Genomic DNA, 426 nt, shown 5'->3' with positions numbered 1-426 from the left:
GTCGATCTTTGTGCACCAGCAGCGGCAATAGCCGCGCCGTCACGCCCTTGAACTGGCCGATTTGCGATTGCGCGATCAGCGCCTCGCGCCGCTTGCGCTGCTCGGCCGAATCGGCGCGCGCCGAAGTGTCGATCAGCGCCAGCCGGGTGATGCGCTGCGGCGCCTGGCGCAGCATTTCGAAGGCGACGTAGCCACCCATGGAAAACCCCGCCAGGGCGAAACGCTGTGGCGCTGCTGCCAGCACGCGTCTGGCCAGCGCTGCTGCGTCGTCGTCATGCCATAGCTCGGGCACCAGCGTTTCGCCGGCAAGATCGCGCAACGCTGCGACCTGCTGCGCGAACAAACGCGCGTCGTTGAGCAGGCCGGGCAACAGGACGAGCGGCTGGCTCACAATCGGCTAGCGGATCAGGCGGGAGAGTTCTTTGA

General features: G+C 66.7%; 1 protein-coding gene. It reads right to left on the bottom strand.

The window, feature by feature from the left end; all coding sequences use genetic code 11:
* Nucleotides 1-391: alpha/beta fold hydrolase (locus D7Y13_RS43435; RefSeq protein ID WP_208734676.1), on the bottom strand; the 391-nt coding region annotated here is incomplete at its 3' end.
* Nucleotides 392-426: the final 35 nt, after the last annotated feature.

This window comes from Corallococcus praedator (assembly GCF_003612125.1).
GTDB classification, from domain to species: domain Bacteria; phylum Myxococcota; class Myxococcia; order Myxococcales; family Myxococcaceae; genus Corallococcus; species Corallococcus praedator.
Note: the sequence above shows the minus strand (reverse complement) of the source record. Positions and strands in the feature narration are given on the sequence as shown.